This is a genomic window from Anaeromyxobacter soli (genome assembly GCF_022808855.1).
GTDB classification, from domain to species: Bacteria; Myxococcota; Myxococcia; order Myxococcales; family Anaeromyxobacteraceae; genus Anaeromyxobacter; species Anaeromyxobacter soli.
Window position 1 is genome coordinate 1 of sequence record NZ_JAKZLF010000016.1, and the last position, 17,126, is coordinate 17,126.

At 73.9% G+C, this 17,126-nt stretch carries 14 protein-coding genes and 1 pseudogene; 6 read left to right on the forward strand and 9 right to left on the reverse strand.

Annotated elements, in window-relative coordinates; translation table 11 throughout:
* Positions 1 to 167 precede the first annotated feature (167 nt).
* Positions 168 to 2,027 carry an ATP-dependent zinc metalloprotease FtsH gene (gene ftsH / locus MLV88_RS12560; RefSeq protein WP_242355764.1) on the reverse strand — a complete coding sequence of 620 codons (1,860 nt, stop codon included), beginning with the start codon at positions 2,025 to 2,027 and terminating at the stop codon, positions 168 to 170.
* 151 nt (positions 2,028 to 2,178) lie between these two features.
* Here ftsH and MLV88_RS12565 point away from each other — a divergent pair, with 151 nt between their 5' ends.
* The 3 genes from MLV88_RS12565 to MLV88_RS12575 all read left to right on the forward strand — a co-directional run bounded on the left by MLV88_RS12565 (position 2,179) and on the right by MLV88_RS12575 (position 4,776).
* On the forward strand, positions 2,179 to 3,582 hold the full coding sequence (locus tag MLV88_RS12565) for a sigma-54-dependent transcriptional regulator (protein ID WP_242355766.1): 1,404 nt from the start codon (positions 2,179 to 2,181) through the stop codon (positions 3,580 to 3,582).
* Positions 3,583 to 4,092, forward strand: a complete 510-nt coding sequence (locus MLV88_RS12570) for a toxin-antitoxin system YwqK family antitoxin (RefSeq protein WP_242371608.1) — start codon at positions 3,583 to 3,585, stop codon at positions 4,090 to 4,092.
* Positions 4,093 to 4,260: 168 nt separating this feature from the next.
* Positions 4,261 to 4,776 carry a hypothetical protein gene (locus MLV88_RS12575; RefSeq protein ID WP_242355770.1) on the forward strand — a complete coding sequence of 172 codons (516 nt, stop codon included), beginning with the start codon at positions 4,261 to 4,263 and terminating at the stop codon, positions 4,774 to 4,776.
* 155 nt (positions 4,777 to 4,931) lie between these two features.
* Here the strand turns inward: MLV88_RS12575 and MLV88_RS12580 are convergent, their stop codons facing one another.
* From MLV88_RS12580 to MLV88_RS12605, 6 genes are all read right to left on the reverse strand, one after another.
* Complete coding sequence (locus tag MLV88_RS12580) at positions 4,932 to 5,453, reverse strand: hypothetical protein (RefSeq protein WP_242355772.1); 522 nt, start codon at positions 5,451 to 5,453, stop codon at positions 4,932 to 4,934.
* A gap of 116 nt (positions 5,454 to 5,569) precedes the next feature.
* Positions 5,570 to 7,036, reverse strand: a complete 1,467-nt coding sequence (locus MLV88_RS12585) for an MBL fold metallo-hydrolase (protein ID WP_243337618.1) — start codon at positions 7,034 to 7,036, stop codon at positions 5,570 to 5,572.
* Positions 7,033 to 8,256 (reverse strand): M24 family metallopeptidase, encoded by a 1,224-nt coding sequence (locus MLV88_RS12590; RefSeq protein WP_243337619.1) that lies wholly within the window; start codon positions 8,254 to 8,256, stop codon positions 7,033 to 7,035. The genes MLV88_RS12585 and MLV88_RS12590 overlap by 4 nt, the downstream gene beginning before the upstream one ends.
* 23 nt (positions 8,257 to 8,279) lie before the next feature.
* A complete protein-coding gene (gene pyk / locus MLV88_RS12595) occupies positions 8,280 to 9,743 on the reverse strand; it encodes a pyruvate kinase (RefSeq protein ID WP_242355778.1) in 1,464 nt (487 codons plus the stop codon).
* Positions 9,744 to 9,754: 11 nt separating this feature from the next.
* Positions 9,755 to 10,486, reverse strand: a complete 732-nt coding sequence (locus tag MLV88_RS12600) for a hypothetical protein (protein WP_242371598.1) — start codon at positions 10,484 to 10,486, stop codon at positions 9,755 to 9,757.
* Positions 10,467 to 11,219 (reverse strand): hypothetical protein, encoded by a 753-nt coding sequence (locus MLV88_RS12605; protein ID WP_243337620.1) that lies wholly within the window; start codon positions 11,217 to 11,219, stop codon positions 10,467 to 10,469. Before MLV88_RS12605 ends, MLV88_RS12600 begins: the two co-directional genes overlap by 20 nt.
* Before the next feature lie 198 nt (positions 11,220 to 11,417).
* Between MLV88_RS12605 and MLV88_RS12610 the strand changes: the two are divergent.
* Together MLV88_RS12610 and MLV88_RS12615 are read left to right on the forward strand one after the other, a co-directional pair.
* Positions 11,418 to 12,037, forward strand: a pseudogene (locus tag MLV88_RS12610) (DNA-3-methyladenine glycosylase); the annotation flags it as partial.
* Between the two features lie 85 nt (positions 12,038 to 12,122).
* Positions 12,123 to 13,136 carry a radical SAM protein gene (locus tag MLV88_RS12615; protein WP_243337622.1) on the forward strand — a complete coding sequence of 338 codons (1,014 nt, stop codon included), beginning with the start codon at positions 12,123 to 12,125 and terminating at the stop codon, positions 13,134 to 13,136.
* Between the two features lie 70 nt (positions 13,137 to 13,206).
* Here MLV88_RS12615 and MLV88_RS12620 read toward each other — a convergent pair whose 3' ends face one another.
* Together MLV88_RS12620 and MLV88_RS12625 are read right to left on the reverse strand one after the other, a co-directional pair.
* Entirely contained in the window at positions 13,207 to 14,268 is a 1,062-nt protein-coding gene (locus MLV88_RS12620) for an inorganic phosphate transporter (protein ID WP_242360342.1), read from the reverse strand.
* Between the two features lie 30 nt (positions 14,269 to 14,298).
* On the reverse strand, positions 14,299 to 14,934 hold the full coding sequence (locus MLV88_RS12625; protein WP_242355789.1) for a DUF47 domain-containing protein: 636 nt from the start codon (positions 14,932 to 14,934) through the stop codon (positions 14,299 to 14,301).
* 318 nt (positions 14,935 to 15,252) lie between these two features.
* Between MLV88_RS12625 and MLV88_RS12630 the strand changes: the two genes are divergently transcribed.
* Positions 15,253 to 17,124, forward strand: coding sequence for a sensor histidine kinase (locus MLV88_RS12630; protein WP_242355791.1), 1,872 nt, complete (start codon positions 15,253 to 15,255; stop codon positions 17,122 to 17,124).
* Positions 17,125 to 17,126: the final 2 nt, after the last annotated feature.

The window sequence follows — 17,126 nt, forward strand, 5'->3', positions numbered from 1 at the left end:
GGGGGGGGCCCCCGGGCCGCCGCCCGGCCCAGGGATGCAATCCCTCCCGGCGGGGAACGGTCGCGAACCCGCGAAGCGGGCGCGACCGTTCACGGGCCCCGCCGAGCGGGGGTGGGGCCCCGACGACGGCGGTCAGCCGTCGGCGGGGCGGGGGACGCAGTCCCCCGCTAGACTACCGGCGCCGCCGCGGCGACGCGCGTGCCCTCGGCGCGGACGCGGCCGAGCGTCGCGGCGAGGTCGTCACCGGCGAGCGTCTCGCGGCGCAGCAGCTCCTTCGCGGACTCCTCGAGGAGCGGGCGGTTGTCGAGCAGGATCGCGCGGGCGCGCTGGAAGGCGGCGTCCACCGTCTCGCGCACCGCGACGTCGATCTCGCGCGCGGTCTCCTCGGAGTAGAGCCGCCGCGTCCCGGTCACCTGGCCGAGGAAGCCCTCCGGCTCGGACTCGTAGGTCACCGGTCCGAGCGAGCCGTCCATGCCGTAGCGGGTGACCATGTTGCGCGCGATGTCGGTCACCTTGGCGAGGTCGTCGGCGGCGCCGGTGGAGTAGTGGCCGAACACGACCGCCTCCGCGGCGCGGCCGCCGAGGAGCACGGCCATCTTCGATTCGAGCTCCTCGCGCGTCATGAGGTAGCGGTCCTCGGTCGGCCGCTGGATGGTGTAGCCGAGCGCGCCGATGCCGCGCGGGATGATCGAGATCTTGTGGACGGGGTCGGTGCCGGGCAGCGCCTGCGCCACGAAGGCGTGGCCCAGCTCGTGGTGGGCGACGATCTCGCGCTCGCGCGGGTTGAGGAGCCGGTTCTTCTTCTCCAGGCCCGCGATGATGCGCTCGATCGCGACGTTGAAGTCCTCCATGGTGATCTCGTCGGCGTTGCGCCGGGTCGCGACGAGCGCCGCCTCGTTCACGAGGTTCGCGAGGTCGGCGCCGGTGAAGCCGGGCGTGAGCGCCGCCACCTCGTCGAGCTTCGTGCCGGGGGCGAGCTTCACCTTGCGCGTGTGGACCTCCAGGATCTGCGCGCGCCCGACGCGATCGGGCCGGTCGACGAGCACCTGCCGGTCGAAGCGCCCGGCCCGGAGCAGCGCCGGATCCAGGATCTCCGGCCGGTTCGTGGCGGCGATGAGCACGATGCCGACCGACGGGTCGAAGCCGTCGAGCTCGACGAGGAGCTGGTTCAGCGTCTGCTCCTTCTCGTCGTGGCCGCCCATCATGCCGGGCATGGAGGCGCGGGCGCGGCCGAGCGCGTCGAGCTCGTCGATGAAGATGATGGCGGGGGCCTTCAGCCGGGCCTGCTCGAAGAGATCGCGCACGCGCGCGGCGCCGACGCCGACGAACATCTCCACGAACTCCGAGCCGGAGATGGAGAAGAAGGGGACCCCGGCCTCGCCGGCGACGGCCTTCGCGAGGAGCGTCTTGCCCGTGCCGGGCGGGCCGACGAGGAGGACGCCCCTCGGCATCCGCGCGCCCAGGCGGCCGTAGCGCTTCGGGTCCTTCAGGAACTCGACGACCTCCTTCAGCTCCGCCTTCGCCTCGTCGACGCCGGCCACGTCCCCGAAGGTCACCTTGGTGTCGGTCTCGACGTACACCTTGGCCTTCGACTTGCCGATGGCCATGAGCCCGCCGCCGGGCCCGCCGAGCTGCTTCGCCATGCGGCGCCCGAGGAAGACCCAGATCCCGAAGAAGAGCGCGATCGGGAGGACCCAGGACAGGATGAGGGGGACGAGCTCGTTCTGGAAGCGGCCCGCGTAGACGACGCCGTGCTGGTCGAGCTCCTTCGCCATCTCCGGGTCGACCCGGGTGGTGACGAAGCGCGTCTTGCCGTTGAGCGGCTCCTTCAGCTCGCCCTGCACGTCGTCCTGCGAGACCACCACGCGGACGACCTTGTCCTCGCGGACGAGCTTCTGGAACTCGCTGTACGGCAGGGTCTGGACCGCCTGCGACTGGGACCACCAGTTCTGCAGGAGCATGACCCCGAGGGCGGCGAGCAGGACGTAGCCGAGGTTGAAGCTGGTGGTCTTCTTGTCGAGGGGCATCGAGGGCTCCCGCCGCCAAAAGCGGCGTCTCCCGATCCGTAACCACCCTGCGGGCGATGACAAACACGAAATGTCGCAGCCAGACCTTCGGAAAAACGAGGGCGAGCGAGCGAGCGTCCCTGGGGGAGCGTCGGTTACACTCTGGCCCCCGATGGCTCGCATCCTCATCGCCGACGATCACGACGCGGTCCGCGAGGGCATGGCGATCGCCCTCTCGCGCCTGGGCCACGACGTCCTCGCCGTGCGCGGCGGCGCCGAGGCGATCGCCGCCTACCGCAAGAAGCCCGCCGAGGTGGTGGTCACCGACCTGCGCATGGTCCCGGTGGACGGGATCCAGGTGGTGCGCCGGCTGCGGGAAGCGGATCCGGACGCGACGGTGCTCGTCGTCTCCGCGCACGGCACCATCGCCGTCGCGGTCGAGGCGATGCGCGAAGGGGCGATCGACTTCATCGAGAAGCCGTTCTCGCCGGAGGTGCTCCGCGCCCGCGTGGAGAAGGCCATCGAGATCGCGCGCGAGCGCAAGGGCGCGCGCAACGCCCGCGCCCGGGCCGAGGCGCTCGAGGAGGATCTCGGGCGCGATCGCTCCCACGGCCTCGTGGGCAGCTCCGAGCCGATGCGGCGCGTGCTCGATCAGGTGCGCAAGGTCGCCGCCACCGGCGCGACGGTGCTCGTGCTCGGCGAGTCCGGCACCGGCAAGGAGCTCGTCGCGCGGGCCATCCACGACGGGAGCCCGCGCCGCGAGCAGCCGTTCGTGTCGATCTCCTGCGCCGCCATCCCGGAGGGCCTGCTCGAGTCCGAGCTGTTCGGCCACGAGAAGGGCGCCTTCACCGGCGCCATCCGCCGCAAGCTCGGCAGGTTCGAGCTCGCGAACGGCGGCACGCTGTTCCTCGACGAGGTGGGCGAGATCCCGCCCGCCGTGCAGGTGAAGCTCTTGCGCGTCCTGCAGGAGCGCCAGTTCGAGCGGGTGGGCGGCGAGGAGACGGTGGAGGTGGACGTCCGCGTCGTCTCCGCCACGAACCGGGACCTCGCGCAGATGGTCGAGAGCGGCCGGTTCCGCGAGGACCTCTACTACCGGCTCAACGTGGTGCCCATCGTGCTGCCGCCCCTGCGCGACCGGCCCGGCGACGTCGAGGAGCTCGCGCGGTTCTTCGTGGGCCGGCTGGCGCCGCGCATGGGCCGCGCCGTGACGGGGCTCGCGCCCGAGGCGGTGGAGCTGCTCCGCCGCCACCGCTGGCCGGGCAACGTGCGCGAGCTCGAGAACGTCATCGAGCAGGCGCTCGTCTTCGCGGAGGGCGAGGTGGTCCGGCCGCGCGATCTCCCCGAGGGCGTGCGCCGTGCGCCCCCCGCGCCCTCGCTCCCGGTGCCGAGCGGCGATCGGAGCCTCACCGACATCCTCGAGGACCTCGAGCGGCAGCTCATCCTCGCCGCCTACGAGAAGGCGCGCGGCGTGAAGGCGGAGACCGCGCGGCTCCTCGGCATCAAGCCCTCGGCGCTCTACTACAAGCTCGAGAAGTACGGGATCGTGAAGGCCGGCGAGAAGGCCGAGGAGCTCTGAGTGACCGCGCTCGCCCTGGCGCTCGCGCTCGCCGCCGCGCCGCTCGAGTGCCCGCCCGGCGCCGAGCACCGCGGCCTCGCGCCGCCCGAGGGCTTCGAGGAGTGGTGCGAGGCGAAGGACGCGGCGGGGCAGCCGCGCCGCGAGGGGCCGGCGCGCCGCTACTACGACGACGGCGGGCTGTGGGTCGAGGAGCGCTTCCGCGCGGGCAAGCGCGACGGCGCCTTCGTGGAGCACCACCGCGGCGGGGGCGTGGCGGTCGCGGGGAGCTACGCGGACGGCGCGAAGACGGGGCTCTGGACGGTGTTCGCCCCCTCGGGCGCGCGCGAGGAGGAGGCGGAGTGGCGGGACGGCGTCCCGCACGGGCGCTTCGTCGCCTACTGGCCGTCGGGCGCGAAGCGCACCGAGGGCCGCCGCTGCGGCGGCGTCCAGTGCGGCACCTGGCGCAGCTGGGACGAGCGCGGGAGCCTCGTCGGCAGCGGCGAGTACGGGGTGCCGTCGCTCACGCCCTGACGAGGCGCGGACGAGGCGCCCCGGCATCCCCCGGGCGCGTGACGGGTGCGTGACGGATTTCCGAGGCTTCCGACGGCTTTGCGCAACTCCGGCCCCGCGCGCCGCGTGTAAGTGCTTGATCCGGGGCGAGACGCGCGCGGGCACGTGGGTTGCTCTCCAGACCCGCAGATGTTCGAAGGCCTCGCCCTCGCCCTGCTCCTCTGCGCGCCTCCCGAGCTCGAGGCGCATCGCGCGGAGCTCGACGCCCTCGCCGGCCGGATCCAGGAGCTGAAGCTCCGCCAGATCCACGGCGAGAACGTGCGCCGCGAGCTGGAGCGGCTGCTCGTGCGCGCGCAGGAGGTCGCCGGCGCCATCGAGGCGGAGCTCCAGCGCGAGGGCGCGCTGCCGACGGCGCTGCCGCCCTCTCCCGACGAGCTGCGCGAGCGGGCCGACGCCGCCCGCGACGAGGCCGACCGCCTCGCGGCGGCGATCCACGCGCTCGACATCCGCATCACCACCGCGAGCAACGAGCTGCGCATGGCCCAGTTCGGCGCCTCGCTCACGACCGGGCAGGATCCGGAGCGCCACCGCCGGCTCCGCGTGCTCGTCGAGCAGCGGCAGCTCCTCGCGCACCGCCTGCGCCTCGTGCTCGCAGACGCGGCGCGGCTCGAGAGCGAGGCCAAGGCGATCGAGGGCGAGCGCTGAACGAGGGTCGGCGGTTGGCGATCACCTCGCGAACGGCGCCATCTTCCGCCGCCCGGGCGTGATCCTCTCCCGGTCCGTGAACGCGGCACCTCTCCGCGACGGAGGCCCCCGCGACGGCTCGAGCCGCCCCGTTCCGCGCCCTCGCTACCGGAAGCTCAGCTATCCCGGCGCGTCACGCGCCGGGGCGCGGACTCGCTCTCGAGGTAGGCGTCGAGCGCGGCCGAGGGGACCGGCACGGCGAGCCAGGTCGCGACGAGCGCCCCGTCGGCGAGCGCGATCCGCTGCTCGACGCCCGGCGTGAGCTGCACGGTCCCACTCGCCTTCACGTCGTGTCCGGGCACCCACAGTGCGTACGCGAGCGAGATGTCGCCCGTCGCGTCGCGCACCGCCTCGACCCGGAACGCGACCCGCACCGCGCCCGCCTCGCCGGGCTCGTGGAGCACCACCTCGGCGGCCTTGCCGGCGGGGGCGATGATCCGCGGGCGCGCCACGACCTCGCCGCTCGGATCCCTGAGCTCCAGCGCGACGAGCTGGCCGGCCGAGCCGATCTCGCGCTCCGCGCGGGCGCGGGCGATCGCCCCGTGTGTCCGGACCGCCACCTCTGTCGAGGCGCCGCCGACCAGGAAGGCCGACACCAGCAGGAGACCGACGCGGGCGGCTGACGCGCGGGGGAGCATGGGACCGTCCGGCTGCAACGCACGTGCCCGTTCCGCCGTGCGGAATTTCGGGGGTTTGGGGAATTCTGGCGGGGGGTGCGCGTGGCATTCCCGAGGTGCCGCTCGGAAATCCGCGATCAGGCTCTCCGCCAGCCCTCCCCCGTCTGCGTGACCCTCCCCTCGGACGCGAGCTTCTGGAGCGCGGCGAGGCAGCTACGCTCGGCGAGGGGGAGCGCCGCGGGCGGGGTGTCCGCGTAGGCGAGCGCCGTGACCGCGGGGAGCGAGCGCGGGGCGTCGTCGAGCGCAGCGGCGATGAGCGCCTCGCGCGCGTGGCGATGCGCGAGGTAGGCGCCGAGCCGCTCCGGCGCAGCGGGCGCGGGCGGCCCGTGCGCCGGGTAGAGCGTGCGGGGCCCGAGCGCGCGGAGCCGCTCGAGCTGCCGCTCGTACTCGGCCATGTCGCCCTCCGGCGGGTCGATGACGATGGTCGACAGGGTCGAGACCATGTCGCCGCACACGAGCGCGCCGGTGTCCTCGTCGAGGAAGGCGAGGTGCTCGCGCGCGTGGCCGGGCGTCTCGAGGACCCGGAAGCGGCCGCCGAGCAGCTCCCCGTCGCGCACCGGGCGCACCTCGACGCCTCCCGGCACGCGCCCGGCGGCGAGCCGGTGGCCGAGGACGGGCACGCCGTAGCGCTCCGCCACGCGGGCGACCGCACCGGTGTGGTCGGGGTGGACGTGCGTGAGCCACACCGCGCGCGGCGGCCGCCCCTCCGCGGCGAGCGCGTCGAGCATTGCGAGGAGCGCCGCCTGCTCCGCCGGATCGGACGCGCCGGGATCGACGACTGCGAGCCCGTCGCCGGCCGGGACGAGCCAGGCGTTCGTGTGCGTCGCCGGCGGGATCGTGGGCGTGCGCAGCGCGGCGAGGAAGAAGCCCTCCTGGAACTCGATGCGCCGGGAGACGAACGCGTCGCAGTGCGGCGGCGCCGAGAGCGCTGCGACGGACGGCTCGCCCGGGCGCGCGAGCACCCGCAGCGCGTGGAGGTTCGGCGGGTGGAGGAGCAGCTCGCCTGCGGCCCAGCGGCGGAGCGCCCGCGCCACCGGGACGAGCGCGCCGGCCGCGAGCTCGCCCGCCCACACCTCCGGGGCGTCGTGCGACGCGAGCCGGACGAGGAAGAGGCGCGCGTCGTAGCGGAGCGGCAGGTGCGGTGGGGTGATCCAGCGGCCGGCGGGGGCGAGGCGAGCGGGGTCGAGGGCGAGGCGGTGCCGCTCGAGGAAGGCGCGGAACGGGAGCGTCCCGTCGAGCACCGCGCGCCGTCCCTCGGCGAGCTCCGCCCGTGACGGCGCCTCGCCCGCGCGGCGCGCGAGGAGCACCCCCGTCTCCTCGAAGAGCTCGCGGGCCGCGCAGGCGACGAGCGCGGCCGCCTCGCCCGCGTGCCCGGGGACCTCCAGCTCCGCGTCCTCCGGATCGAGCCGCCCGCCCGGGAAGGCGTGAAACCCCGCCGCGAACCGCCGCTCCACGCCGCGGCGCACGAGGAACACCTCGCGGCCGGCGGGCCCGTCGCGGAACAGGACGACCGCGGTGGCGACGGCGGCGGGCGAGGCGGTCATCGGATCCGCACGAGCTCCCGCTGGATCTTGGAGAACACCTTCGGCCCGTCGTCGGCGAGGAACACGTCGATCTCGCTGCGCACGCCGAGCCCCTCCTCCGGCAGGTAGATGCCGGGCTCGATCGAGAAGCCGAGCCCGGGCACGAGCGGGCGGGTGTCGTGGGTCTCGAGGTCGTCGAGGTTCGCGCCGTCGCCGTGGACCGACAGGCCGATGGAGTGGCCGGTGCGGTGGACGAACTTCTCGCCGAAGCCCTGAGCGGCGATGTGATCGCGGACGACGCGGTCGACCTCCCAGCCCTGTAGCGTCTTGCCCTCGCGGTGGGCGCGCTCGAGCGCCGCGAGCCCCGCGTCGCGCGCGTCGGCGGTGACGCGGAAGATCCGCTCCAGCCGCTCCAGGGGCCGCTCGCCGCAGTAGCCGACCCAGGTGATGTCCGCGTACACGTCGCGGGGGCCCGTGCCGCGGGCCCACAGGTCGATGAGCACGAGGTCGCCCGGGCGGATGGGCGTCGGCGTCCGCTTCGAGGGCTCGTAGTGCGGATCGCCCGCGTGGGCGTTCACCGCCACGATGGGCGGGTGGTCCGTCTCGAGCCCGGCGGCCGCGAAGCGCTCCATGAGGAACGCCTGCACGTCCGTCTCGAGCAGCGTCTCGCCGGCGCGGTGCGCCTCGCCGATGCGCGCGAAGGCGGCGTCCTTCGCGGCGTCGATCGCGGCGAGCGCGCGGCGGTGGCTCTCCACCTGCGCCGCGTCCCAGCGGCACAGGAAGCGCTGGACGAGCTCCGCCGAGGAGACGACCTCCACGCCGAACGTGCGCACGAGCTCCAGCGTCCCCGCGTCGACGCGCGAGAGGTACGGGATGGCCCCCTTCGGGAAGTACTCCATCGCCACGCGCGCGCCGGGCCGAAGGGCCCCGAGGAGCCGCCCGAGCGCGTCGAGCAGCGAGGCCCAGGAGGCGTACTTCTCGCGCCGCCCGGGGATCTCGGGCGGGAAGGAGCCGAGCTCGATGGCGTGCACGAGCGCCACGGCCTCGCCCGCCGCGGGCACGAGGTAGAACCAGCGCCGGGTGAGCATGTGGCCCTCGAGCCCCACCGCGCTCACCGCGGTCGGGTTCTGGCCGTGGAAGTCGTAGAGCAGCCAGGCGTCGAGCTTCGCCTCGGCGAGCGCGCGCTGCAGGGCGGGGAGGCCGGCGGCGGGGATGGGCGCGGCGGGGGTCGGAGAGGCCATGTCGTCGAGGATCTCCCTGGGTGCTAGATGGGCACGCGGTAGCGCTGGGCCGGGCCGCGGTCCGAGGGGTGCGTGATCTCGTGCAGGCGGATGGAGTTCGTGGCGCCGGTGATGCCGAGCGGTGAGCCGTGGACGAGGACGACGCGGTCGCCGGGGCTCACGACGCCCTCCTCGAGCAGCCGGTCGGAGACGAGCTCGGCCATGAGGTCCGCGCTCTTCACCGGCTCCATGATGCGCGGCACGACGCCCCAGTAGAGCGCGAGCCTGCGCCGGATCGACTGGTCGGGCGAGAAGGCGATGATCGGCACGCGCGGCCGGAAGTGCGAGAGGAGCCGCGCGGTGGTGCCGGAGAGGGTGAAGCAGCAGATCGCGACGGCGCCGGCGGCCTCGGCCGCCTCGCAGGCGGCGGCGGAGGTGACGAGGTTGAAGGGCGCGGGGCCGCGCGGGACGTCGAAGACCCCGGTCGTCGAGGGGCTCGTCTCCGCCTCGCGCACGATGCGGTCCATCATCTGCACGGCGTTCACGGGGAAGCGGCCGCTCGCGGACTCGGCCGAGAGCATCACCGCGTCCGCGCCGTCCCACACCGCGTTCGCCACGTCGGAGGCCTCGGCGCGCGTCGGCCGGGGGTGCTCGATCATGGACTCGAGCATCTGCGTGGCGATGATGACCGGCTTCCCCGCGATGTTGGCGCGGCGGCAGATGTCCTTCTGGAGGAGCGGCACGCGCTCGGGGAGGATCTCCACGCCGAGGTCGCCGCGGGCGACCATGACGCCGTCGGCGGCCTCGATGATCGCGTCGATCGCCCCGAGCGCCTCCGGCTTCTCGATCTTCGCGATGACCGGCACGATGCGGCCGGCGCGCTCCATCTCGTCGCGGCAGGCGCGCACGTCGTCCGCGGAGCGCACGAACGAGAGCGCCACCGCGTCCACGCCGTGGGCGAGCCCGAAGGCGATGTCGGCGCGGTCCTTGTCGGAGAGCGCCTCGGCACGCAGCGTCACGCCGGGCAGGTTGATGCCCTTGTGCTCGCGCAGGATGCCGCCCTCCACCACCTCGCAGCGGGCCCGCACGCCGTCCGTCCCGAGGACCCGCAGCTCGATGAGGCCGTCGTCCACGAGCAGCCGGTCGCCCGGCCGGACGTCCTCGGCGAGGTGCGAGTACGTGGTGGAGACGCGGTGCGCGTCGCCCTTCACCTCGGCCTCGGTGGTGATCTCGATCTCCGCCCCGGGCTCCAGCCGGACGCCCTCTCGCCCGACGGCGAGCGGGCCGGTGCGGATCTTCGGGCCCTGGAGATCCTGCAGCACCGCGACGGCGCGGCCGAGGTGCCGCGAGGCCGTGCGGATGCGATCGAGCATCTGGGCGTGATCCTCGTGGTGCCCGTGCGAGAAGTTGAGCCGCGCGACGTCCACCCCCGCGCCGAGCAGGCGCTGGAGGACGTCGGGATCGGACGAGGCGGGACCTAGGGTGGCGACGATCTTGGCGCGGCGCATGGGGACATCGTTTAGCGCCAGGCGGCGAACTGCGTCCAGGCTTCTGCCTGGTTCCCGCAAGTTCCGCGCCGGTGCCAGGAGAGGGCGTGCAGGACGGTCCACCGCTCCGGGTCCGGCGCGGCGATCGACAGGTCGCCTCTTTCCCCACGGCTCAGGCTGATGACCTCGTCGTCGCCGGTCACCTCGAGGAAGTCGTAGTAGACGGGGCCACACTCCGCGGGCTCGAACTCGGTCCAGTCGTCGCGGACCCGGATCTCGAGCGGCCCGACGAGGATCGCGTCCGTGCCGCTCTCGCCCTCGTAGGCGGACTCCACGACCGCGAACTGGCGCACGTCCGCCGCGAGGACCCCGGTCGTCTCGATGCGGAAGCCGGGGTAGTTGAGCGGCTCGCCCACGGGGCCCTTGCCGGCGGGATCGGAGAGGAGCGTCACCGTGAGCTGCGCGCCGTCGAACTGCGCCGGGTACGCGAGCCCGCCCGTCGCGTCCGCGCGGAAGCTCAGCGTCACGTCGAAGGGTTCACCGCCCCCCTCCGGCACGACGCCCGCGACGCGCAGCACCGTCGGCTCGAGTAGCGCGCCGGTCCCGGTGAAGCGGAAGGCGGCCCGCGCGTCGAGGAGGAAGCTCCCCGCGTCCGAGCGGGCGACCTCCACGTGGAACGGCCTCGTCTCGACGTCGCGCGTCTGGCAGGCCGCGAGGGCCAGCGCGAGGGACAGCGCGGCGGCGCTAGATCGCGAACCCGGCACGGAGCCTCCACTGGCCGAGCTTCGAGAGGCCCGGCCTGGCCCACACGAAGCCCTCGGCGCCAAGGATGAACCTCCCGATCGCGCGCTCCACGCCCGCGCCGAGCTCCGCGTCGTGGACCCAGCCCGGCCCGGCCCGCTGCGTGCCGGACAGCCAGCGGACGTCCGCGCGCCCGTAGAAGGTGGCCCAGTCGAGCACCAGCCCCGCGGCGACGGAGCCGCGGATCGCGGTCAGGTTGGCCGTGGCGACGTCGGCCGGGACGAAGATCTGACCGACGGTGAGCTCCGCGCTCCCGCGCACCGTCCCCTGCGGCGTGAAGGACGTGCGCAGGCCGGCGTAGATTCCGTTCTGGCCGCCGAAACGCTCGTACAGCAGGAGCGAGTCGGCGCGCAGCACGAGGTTCAGCCAGCTCGCGAGCCCGATGTCCGCGCGGAGACCGCTGCGGAGCCAGCCGAGATCGAGGGACGCGATCATCCCGCCGCGGGGGACGGGGCCGAGCGCGAGCGAGCGCGCGGGCACCTCCGGCTCGAAGTCCCGGTCGTCGCCGGTGACGTAGGTCTCGCCGCTCGCCGGAGGGGGCTCGGACGGCGGCGGCTGCGGCTGCGGCTCCTCCTGCGAGAGGGCCGCGGCCGGCGCCGGCTCGGTCCCGGCGGCGCTCGGGCCATCGCGCTCGGCGCGGGCGCTCCCGGCGGCTCCCAGAGCCGCGACGACGACGATGATCGCGAGGGGCCGCACGGCGAGGAGGGAGCCTAGCGCGCACCACCGGAGCCGTCCCGGGAAAGTAGCGGCGCTGTCCGCTTGGGGTGATCCCTGCTGCGGCGCACGCCGACGCCATCGTGCGCCTCGCGACGGCCTCTACCCGAACGTCGCCGGGTCATCCGCGGGGGGCGCTTGACGCCCGCCGGTCCCGGGCTGGTACCGTCGGCGCACCTGATGAAGCTCGACCGGGAGTTCTACGCCCGCGACACGCGCGAGGTGGCGCGCGACCTGCTCGGGAAGGTGCTCGTCCACTGCGACGGCGGAGTGCGTCGCGCCGCGCGCATCGTGGAGACCGAGGCGTATCACGGCCCGGACGACCTGGCCTCCCACGCCCGCTTCGGCCCGACGCGCCGCGCCGCTGTCATGTTCGGGCCGCCCGGCGTCGCCTACGTCTACCTCATCTACGGCACGAGCCACTGCATGAACGTGGTCACCGGCGGAGAGGGGTTCCCCTCCGCGGTGCTGCTCCGCGCGGGCGAGCCGGTCGAGGGCTGCCTCCACTCGACGCGCGGCCCGGGCAACCTCTGCCGCGCCCTCGGCATCCGGCGCGAGCACGACAACGGCCGCGAGCTCACCGGAGACGACCTGTACGTGCTCGACGCGCCGTCGCCCCGGGAGCCGATCATCGCCGCGCGCCGCGTGAACGTGGATTACGCCGGCCCGTGGGCGGAGCGGCCGTGGCGCTTCGCCCTCGAGGGGAACGCCTTCGTGAGCCGCGCTCCGGGCGCGTGGCGGCGCGTCCGCCGCGGGCGGCCCTGAGCGCGTCCTCGCCCCGCGTCCGGGATCGGTCCGGCGGCCGGAAGCCACGAGCCGCCGAGGGGGAGACCTCTCGCCCGGGCGAGGGCTCCCGCCGGCCGGAGTTGGGCTATGGTGCGCCGCGTGCTCCACCTCCTCGGCCAGGACAGCCGCGCCCTCGCGACGCGGGCCGGCATCGCCCTCGACGACGCCCGGCGCATCACCGGCGCGGTGATCGGCCGGGGCGCGCCGCTCCGCTCGGCGCGCAACGTCCGGCGCGAGGTGCTCGATCGGGTCGAGGCGCTCGCCACGCCCGGCGAGCTGCGCCGCGTCACGACCGTCGACGCCAGGGACGGCTTCCGCCGCTACCTCTTCGAGCTGCCGGACGGCGCGCGCGTCGAGGCGGTGCGCATCCCGCTCTTCGACACGCACCACACGGTCTGCCTCTCCTCCCAGGCGGGCTGCGCCCTCGCCTGCGCCTTCTGCGCGACCGGCGCGCTCGGGCTCGTGCGCTCCCTGCGCGCCTGGGAGATCGTGGCGCAGCTCCTCCACGTCCGCGCGGACGCCGTTCGCCCCGTCACCGGCGTCGTCTTCATGGGCCAGGGAGAGCCGTTCCTCAACTACGACGCGGTGCTCGACGCGGCCTACACGCTGTGCGACCCGGCCGGCGGCCGCATCGACGCGCGGCGCATCTCGATCTCCACGGCCGGGGTGGTGCCCATGATCCGCCGCTACACGGCGGAGGGGCACAAGTTCCGGCTGTGCGTCTCGCTCAACGCCGCGATCCCCTGGAAGCGGCGCGCGCTCATGCCCATCGAGCTCGGGTTCCCGCTCGACGAGCTCGTGGAGGCGATCCGCGAGCACGCCGCGAGGCGCGGCCGCGTGACGCTCGAGTACGTCATGATCTCCGGGGTGAACACGGGCGAGGAGGACGCCGCCGCGCTCGGCCAGCTCCTCGCCGGCATCCCGGTGCGGCTGAACCCCATCGCCGTGAACGACGCGAGCGGACGCTACCGCCCGCCCGACGAGGCGGAGTGGAACGCGTTCCGCGACGCGCTCGGGCGCGCGCTGCCGGGGCAGCCCATCGTGCGGCGCTACTCGGGCGGGCAGGACGAGCACGCCGCGTGCGGCATGCTCGCCTCGCGATCGCGCAGCTGAGGCGAAAGACCGCCGAGCGGGATCGCCGCCGCGGCGGGCACCGGCTGCCGGTGCCGCGCGGAGACGTCGTCTACGAGAGCGCCCTGACGATCGCGTGCGTCAGGAAGAAGACGATCGCGGCCACCACCGCCGAGGCGGGGATGGTCAGGATCCAGGCCCAGACGATCCGCCCGGCCACGCCCCAGCGCACCGCCCGCGTGCCCTTCGTCGAGCCCACCCCGACGATCGCGCCGGTGATGGTGTGCGTCGTCGAGACGGGGATGCCGTAGTGGGCGAGGGCGAGGATGGTGACGCCGCCGCCCGTCTCGGCGCAGAAGCCGCCGATGGGCTGGAGCTTCGTCAGGTTGTGGCCCATCGTCCGCACGATGCGCCAGCCGCCGAACATCGTGCCGAGCGCGATGGCGGCGTGGCAGGCGAGCACGACCCAGAACGGCACCGGGAACTTGTGCGCCACGTCCGCGGCCGAGACGCGGTCCGCCCAGATCGTGCCGTACAGCACGACCGAGATGATCCCCATGACCTTCTGCGCGTCGTTCGTGCCGTGGCTGTAGCTGAAGATGCCGGCCGACACGAGCTGCAGCCGGCGGAACCAGTGGTCGACGCGCGCGGGCGTGCTCTTCCGCACCACCCAGGCGGTGAGGACCATCATCAGCGAGCCGAGCACCATGCCGATGAGCGGCGACAGCACGATGAACGCCGCGATCTTGGCGATCCCCGAGCCGATGAGGCCCCCGACGCCGAGCGGCGGGAGGGCGGCGCCGATCATGCCGCCCGCGAGCGCGTGCGAGGACGAGGACGGCAGCCCCCACCACCAGGTGAGGAGGTTCCAGACGATCGCGCCCATCAGCGCGGCGAAGATCACGGTGAGGACGAGGGGCGTCCCGTGGGTGCGGAGCTGGTCGAACTGCACGATGCCCTTGCCCATGGTCGCGGCGACCTTGAGCTCGACGCCCCACAGCACGGGCGCCGCGGAGATGAAGTTGAAGAACGCGGCCCACGCCACGGCCCACAGCGGCGAGAGCACGCGCGTCGAGACGACGGTCGCGATCGAGTTCGCGGCGTCGTGGAAGCCGTTGAGGAAGTCGAACGCGAGGGCGACGAGGATGAGCCCGACGACGATGGGGAGGAGCATGGAGGGGGGCTGATCGTGCGGCGTTCTGCGCTAGGCGTGCTCGAGGACGACGCCCTCGAGCACGTTCGCGACGTCCTCGGCGCGGTCCGTGGCGGTCTCGATGAGATCGATGATCTCCTTCCACTTCATGACCGTGAGCGGGTCGTTGCCGCGCTTGAAGAGCTTCGCCATGGTGCGGCGCGTGAGCGTGTCGGCCTGGTTCTCGAGGACGTTCATCTCCTTGCACGCCTCCAGGATCCTGCCGGGGTTCTTCTTCATGTCCCGCAGTCCGGCCACCGCCTCGCGCATCTTCTCCGACTGGGCGACGAGCACCGCGGCGAGGTCGCGCGCGTCGGGGAGCACCTGGTCGAGATCGTAGAGCCCGAGCCGCTCCGCCGCGGCGTCGGCGAGGTCGAGCACGTCGTCGATGCGCGACAGCAGGCGGTGGATCTCGGTGCGATCGAAGGGCGTGATGAACTGGGTGTGCAGCCGGGCGAAGGCGCGGTGGGTGATGTCGTCCGCGCGGTGCTCGACGTCCTTGATGGCCTGGACCTTCGCCGGCACGTCCGTGAAGTCGTCGAGGAGCGCCTTCAGGAGCTTCGCTCCCTCCACCACGGTGGCCGCCTGGGCCTCGAAGTCGGAGAAGAAGTCGTCCGACTTCGGCATCAGCTTCTCGAGCAGTGTCATGGAAGGGCTCCGGGGTGCGGCAAGGCGCGCGAACCATACTCGACCTCGCACGGCAGTCCAACGGAGCCGTGCCGCGCCCGGCCCTTGGCGCTCAAAACATCATCCCCCTAACGGGGTGGTCCTGAAGCGGGAAACCGAGTGTTTTTCCGGGGATGAGTGGCCGCATGTAGGCCATCCCACCACCCAGAGGCTTGCTCGCTCGTGCGGTGACCTTTCATATTGGACGTCCCGGGAGGGCGGGACGCCGGAACAGGATCGCTCCGCCTCGCGTTCCCGACCCGGGCGCGCACGCGCTCACCCGAGGGCCTGTCACCGCACATGCGATTCGCCGCCAAGATCGGCCTCCTGCTCCTCGCCGTTGGCGTCCTTCCGGTCGCCCTGCTCGGCATCGCCTCGTACACGGTGAGCCGGGCCGAGCTGCAGCGGACCGTCGGGCGCATGCAGGAGCAGTCGGCGGAGGATCTGGCCCTCTTCACCGAGCGGTTCGTGTCGGGGGCGCTCGAGAACCTGCGGCTCTCCACGAGCGCGGTGCTGCCGCTCGACGTCTACTCGCGCTCCGAGCTCCGCAACATCCTCGGGCTCCAGTACCGGCAGCTCCCGTTCCTCTCGATCCTCGCCATCGTCGACGACGACAAGTCCCCCGTGGCCGGGCCCATCTTCGTACCGGTCCCGCGCTCGCCCGCCGACGCCCGTCCCGAGGATGCGCCCCTCGCGGGCCGCGTCCAGGTCACGGACGACGCGCTCGACTCCTTCGCGCGGCGCCTGCCCGCGCCGCCCGCCGAGGTCGGGAGGCTCGAGCTGTCCCAGCCCTACCGTGGCGCGGACGGCGTCCCGCGCCTCGCGGTCGCGCTGCGCCTCGAGCCGACGCGCACCCTCGCCGCCGAGATCGTCCTCACCGACGTCGCGACCCGGGTGTCCGCGCTCACGCGCAAGGGCGCGGGCGTCGCCTACCTCGTGGACGGGCGCGGGGAGCTCCTGGCGCACGGGGAGCCGGACGGACGCATCGCACGGGAGGAGAAGGCGCTGCCCGAGCTCGGGTCCGCGCGGACCGGCGCCCTCTCGCGGCTCGTCCAGCGCGCGGACGGCCGGCGCTGGCTCGCCGCCTTCGCGCCGGTTGGGACGTACGGCTGGGGCGCGGTCGTGGCGCAGCCCGCGACCGTCGCCTTCGCCGCGGCGCAGAACCTCGGCGCCTACACCGTCACGATCGCCGGCCTCGCCATCCTGCTCGCGCTCGCGGTGGGGACGCTCCTCGCGCGGCGGGTCACGCGGCCGGTGCAGCGGCTCTCGTCCGCCGCCGCGGCCATCGCGGCGGGCGACTACGGCACGCCCGTCGAGGCGCGCGGCCGGGACGAGATCGCCGAGCTGGGGCGCGCCTTCGGACGGATGACCGCCGAGATCCGGCGCCGCGACGAGGAGATCCGCGGCTGGAACCGCGAGCTGCAGGCGCGGGTCGAGGAGCGCACGGCCGAGCTCAAGGCCGCGCAGGATCAGATCCTCCGCACGCGCCGCCTCGCCGCGCTGGGCTCCCTCGGCGCCGGCATCGCCCACGAGCTCAACAACCCGATGACCGCGATCACCGGGTACCTCGCCATCGTGAGGAAGCAGCTCGGTCCGGGCTCCCCCCAGGGCGAGCTCATCGCGAACGCGCAGGAGCAGGCGGCGCGCGTCGCCCGCGTCATCGAGGACCTGCGCAGCTTCGCGGACCAGGAGCGGTCCGCCCAGGGCCAGCGGTTCTCGCTCGTGCGGCCGGTGCGCGCCGCGCTCGACCTCTATGAGGATCGTCTGCGGGCGGCCGGCATCGCGGTCCGCGCCCGCTTCGACGAGCCGCTCCCCGACGCGCAGGGCGACGTGGTCCAGCTCCAGCAGGTGGTCGCGCACCTCGTCGAGAACGCGATCAACGCCATGCCCCGCGGCGGCACGCTCGAGGTGTCGCTCGGCTCGATCGACGGTGAGGCCATCCGGCTGCGCGTCGCGGACACGGGAAAGGGCATCCCGGCCGGCCTCCGCGAGCGGATCTTCGATCCCTTCTTCACCACGAAGGACCAGGCGGGCCGCGTGGGTCTCGGGTTATCGGTGTCGCACAGCATCGTCGAGGCGCACCGAGGAAAGATCCTCGTCGAGAGCGAGGAGGGGGCCGGCGCCGCTGTCACCGTCCTCCTCCCGGCCGCCACGGCGGCGCACCTCGCCTGAAG